This is a genomic window from Salipiger pallidus (assembly GCF_014643635.1).
Classification (GTDB): Bacteria; Pseudomonadota; Alphaproteobacteria; order Rhodobacterales; family Rhodobacteraceae; genus Salipiger; species Salipiger pallidus.
Genome location: NZ_BMJV01000018.1, coordinates 1 through 4,838 on the forward strand (window position 1 = coordinate 1; position 4,838 = coordinate 4,838).

3 tRNA genes and 3 rRNA genes are annotated in these 4,838 nt (G+C 53.9%); all 6 read left to right on the forward strand.

The window, feature by feature from the left end:
- A 16S ribosomal RNA gene (locus tag IEX41_RS21305) occupies window positions 1-744 on the forward strand; the annotation flags it as partial.
- A gap of 204 nt (window positions 745-948) precedes the next feature.
- Window positions 949-1,024, forward strand: a tRNA-Ala gene (locus tag IEX41_RS21310).
- A gap of 21 nt (window positions 1,025-1,045) precedes the next feature.
- Window positions 1,046-1,122 (forward strand) — tRNA-Ile (locus IEX41_RS21315).
- Between the two features lie 353 nt (window positions 1,123-1,475).
- Window positions 1,476-4,305: ribosomal RNA gene (locus IEX41_RS21320) — 23S ribosomal RNA — on the forward strand.
- Between the two features lie 119 nt (window positions 4,306-4,424).
- Window positions 4,425-4,539 (forward strand): 5S ribosomal RNA (gene rrf, locus IEX41_RS21325).
- 79 nt (window positions 4,540-4,618) lie between these two features.
- A tRNA-Met gene (locus IEX41_RS21330) sits at window positions 4,619-4,695 on the forward strand.
- Window positions 4,696-4,838 lie beyond the last annotated feature (143 nt).

The following is a 4,838-nucleotide window of genomic DNA, read 5'->3' on the forward strand; positions in this document are numbered from 1 at the left end:
GCAAACAGGATTAGATACCCTGGTAGTCCACACCGTAAACGATGAATGCCAGTCGTCGGCAAGCATGCTTGTCGGTGACACACCTAACGGATTAAGCATTCCGCCTGGGGAGTACGGTCGCAAGATTAAAACTCAAAGGAATTGACGGGGGCCCGCACAAGCGGTGGAGCATGTGGTTTAATTCGAAGCAACGCGCAGAACCTTACCAACCCTTGACATCCTAGGACCACCCGAGAGATCGGGCTTTCACTTCGGTGACCTAGTGACAGGTGCTGCATGGCTGTCGTCAGCTCGTGTCGTGAGATGTTCGGTTAAGTCCGGCAACGAGCGCAACCCACATCCCTAGTTGCCAGCAGTTCGGCTGGGCACTCTATGGAAACTGCCCGTGATAAGCGGGAGGAAGGTGTGGATGACGTCAAGTCCTCATGGCCCTTACGGGTTGGGCTACACACGTGCTACAATGGTAGTGACAATGGGTTAATCCCAAAAAACTATCTCAGTTCGGATTGGGGTCTGCAACTCGACCCCATGAAGTCGGAATCGCTAGTAATCGCGTAACAGCATGACGCGGTGAATACGTTCCCGGGCCTTGTACACACCGCCCGTCACACCATGGGAGTTGGGTTTACCCGAAGGCCGTGCGCCAACCTTTCGAGGAGGCAGCGGACCACGGTGAGCTCAGCGACTGGGGTGAAGTCGTAACAAGGTAGCCGTAGGGGAACCTGCGGCTGGATCACCTCCTTTCTAAGGATGTTCCTAGATCATTCGGTTCGCCGAAAGACATGGAACACTTAGCAGGCAGCAATCAAAGCTGCCAAACATCGGACCGCGGTCGTCCTCATATCTCTTCAGTACAGCAGCAGGCATCGGCCTTCTGTGAAAGTGGCTCCCAGGATTGCCACCGGGTCCGCACTCCAGCGCACTCCTCAATTCTGTGAGCAGAATTGTGGGGCCTTAGCTCAGCTGGGAGAGCGCCTGATTTGCATTCAGGAGGTCAGGAGTTCGATCCTCCTAGGCTCCACCACTCTGCATTGCCAACCGGAATGGGTCGGTAGCTCAGGTGGTTAGAGCGCACGCCTGATAAGCGTGAGGTCGGAGGTTCAAGTCCTCCTCGACCCACCATTCCTTCGATTTGATCGGTAAGCACCAGACTGGTTCTTACCCGTCCAATCGGACGAGATTTTACATCGTTTAGAGAGATACAAATCAACATTGCTTGGTTCGCCGGAGTAACGGATGAACCTCGGCAGGTCTCCCATGTGGAGAGGTGATTTACGGTCTAGCCGACCGGACGATCATATCCCTGTTCGAAACGAGCAATCGTTGTCCAAGTCAAGTACACTAACCCGGTTCGACGCAAGTCGAACCAAGTCCACTCGACAGAGTGGGCGGGAAAGTATGCTTTTGGTCCAGTATCATAGCAACCGGTCGAACCAGACGGTTGCGACGACAGTAACCTGTCTTTTACTGGATCAAATCAAGCGCGAGAAGGGCGTTTGGTGGATGCCTTGGCAGTAAGAGGCGATGAAGGACGTGATACTCTGCGATAAGTCCTGGGGAGCTGAGAATAAGCTTTGATCCAGGAATTTCCGAATGGGGCAACCCACCTGAAAGTTCATTATAATTGCTTCGGCAGTTTATAATGTTCTTAAACAGGTACTTTTAACCTGAATACATAGGGTTTTAAGAGCAAACCCGGGGAACTGAAACATCTAAGTACCCGGAGGAAAGGACATCAATAGAGACTCCCCTAGTAGCGGCGAGCGAACGGGGACCAGCCGAGCCTTGAGAGTGAATAGAATGGTCTGGAATGGCCAACCATAGTGGGTGACAGTCCCGTATATGAAGCTCGATAGGACGTATTAAGTAGGGCGGAACACGTGAAATTCTGTCTGAAGATCGGGGGACCACCCCCGAAGGCTAAGTACTCCTTACTGACCGATAGCGAACCAGTACCGTGAGGGAAAGGTGAAAAGCACCCCGACGAGGGGAGTGAAACAGTACCTGAAACCGAACGCCTACAATCAGTCGGAGCTTCCTTGCGAAGTGACGGCGTACCTTTTGTATAATGGGTCATCGACTTGGTCTATCTAGCAAGCTTAAGCCGTTAGGTGTAGGCGCAGCGAAAGCGAGTCTTAATAGGGCGTCGAGTTAGATGGATCAGACCCGAAACCGAGTGATCTAGGCATGACCAGGATGAAGGTAAGGTAACACTTACTGGAGGTCCGAACCCACACCTGTTGAAAAAGGTCGGGATGAGTTGTGCCTAGGGGTGAAAGGCCAATCAAACTCGGAGATAGCTGGTTCTCCGCGAAATCTATTTAGGTAGAGCGTCATCCGAATACCCCGGGGGGTAGAGCACTGGATGGGTAATGGGGCCCCACAGGCTTACTGATCCTAACCAAACTCCGAATACCCGGGAGTACTAGATGGCAGACACACAGCGGGTGCTAACGCCCGTTGTGGAGAGGGAAACAACCCTGACCTACAGCTAAGGCCCCCAATTCATGGCTAAGTGGGAAAGCAGGTGGGACGACCAAAACAACCAGGAGGTTGGCTTAGAAGCAGCCATCCTTTAAAGATAGCGTAACAGCTCACTGGTCTAATTAAGTTGTCCTGCGGCGAAGATGTAACGGGGCTCAAGCCATGAGCCGAAGCTTAGGATGCACATAGTGCATGGTAGCGGAGCGTAGTGTGACATAGAACTCGTCCTCTTCTGCATCCTCCGGGATGTAACGGAGGACAGAGTTCTTTCTGTGAAGCCGGGCTGTAAGGCATCCGGTGGAGAGATCACTAGCGAGAATGATGACATGAGTAGCGACAAAGAGTGTGAGAGACACTCTCGCCGAAAGTCCAAGGGTTCCTGCTTAAAGCTAATCTGAGCAGGGTAAGCCGGCCCCTAAGGCGAGGCCGAAAGGCGTAGTCGATGGGAACCAGGTTAATATTCCTGGGCCGTGTGGTGGTGACGGATCGCAGAGGTTGTCAGTCCTTATCGGATTGAACTGGCAGCTGAGCGGTCCCTGGAAATAGCCCCACTTTAGGACCGTACCCGAAACCGACACAGGTGGACTGGTAGAGAATACCAAGGCGCTTGAGAGAACGATGTTGAAGGAACTCGGCAAAATACCTCCGTAAGTTCGCGAGAAGGAGGCCCGGTTCCTAGGCAACTAGGGGCTGGGGGCACAAACCAGGGGGTGGCGACTGTTTACTAAAAACACAGGGCTCTGCGAAGTCGTAAGACGACGTATAGGGTCTGACGCCTGCCCGGTGCCTGAAGGTTAAAAGGAGGGGTGAGAGCTCTGAATTGAAGCCCAGGTAAACGGCGGCCGTAACTATAACGGTCCTAAGGTAGCGAAATTCCTTGTCGGGTAAGTTCCGACCTGCACGAATGGCGTAACGACTTCCCCGCTGTCTCCAACATCGACTCAGCGAAATTGAATTGCCTGTCAAGATGCAGGCTTCCCGCGGTTAGACGGAAAGACCCCGTGCACCTTTACTACAGCTTCACACTGGCATCAGGCCATGCATGTGCAGGATAGGTGGTAGGCTTCGAAGCAGGGACGCCAGTCTCTGTGGAGCCTTCCTTGAGATACCACCCTTGCATTGCTTGATGTCTAACCGCGGTCCGTTATCCGGATCCGGGACCCTGTGTGGCGGGTAGTTTGACTGGGGCGGTCGCCTCCTAAATCGTAACGGAGGCGCGCGAAGGTTGGCTCAGAGCGGTCGGAAATCGCTCGTTGAGTGCAATGGCAGAAGCCAGCCTGACTGCAAGACTGACAAGTCGAGCAGAGTCGAAAGACGGCCATAGTGATCCGGTGGTCCCAAGTGGGAGGGCCATCGCTCAACGGATAAAAGGTACGCCGGGGATAACAGGCTGATACTGCCCAAGAGTCCATATCGACGGCAGTGTTTGGCACCTCGATGTCGGCTCATCTCATCCTGGGGCTGGAGCAGGTCCCAAGGGTACGGCTGTTCGCCGTTTAAAGAGGTACGTGAGCTGGGTTTAGAACGTCGTGAGACAGTTCGGTCCCTATCTGCCGTGGGTGTAGGATACTTGAGAGGAGTTGCCCCTAGTACGAGAGGACCGGGGTGAACGATCCACTGGTGGACCAGTTGTCATGCCAATGGCAGTGCTGGGTAGCTATGATCGGACAGGATAACCGCTGAAGGCATCTAAGCGGGAAGCCCCCCTCAAAACAAGGTATCCCTGAGGGCCGTGGAAGACCACCACGTCGATAGGCCGGAGATGTAAGTGCAGCAATGCATTCAGTTGACCGGTACTAATGGCCCGATAGGCTTGATTTGATCCAGTAACAGACAGGTTCTGATACTGATCGAAAGCATACACACCGATAAGTGTGACCTGGACAACATGATTACACACGCATCCGGAAATACCGCGGTGCGTCGTGGCTCTTTCTCGGTTTGGTGGTCATAGCGCGAGCAAAACACCCGGATCCATTCCGAACCCGGTCGTTAAGTGCCGTCGCGCCGATGGTACTGCGTCTCAAGACGTGGGAGAGTAGGTCACCGCCAAACCTAGTAAGAGCCACAAACGTATCTCTCTAATACGATGAAAAACCCCTGCCCATCAAAACACTCGATGGCGCAGACCCGGCGCGGGATGGAGCAGCCCGGTAGCTCGTCAGGCTCATAACCTGAAGGTCGTAGGTTCAAATCCTACTCCCGCAACCAATACCCCCAAAAACCACCACCCGGAACGCTAGGTCCGTACACGGCCTTGCAACGATCACAGTACCCATCTGTCATCGCAGACCATACCGGAAGCAACAGCCCACATGCCCCAAAGCCCGCGGGCCGCAAGTGCTGGCAATCCC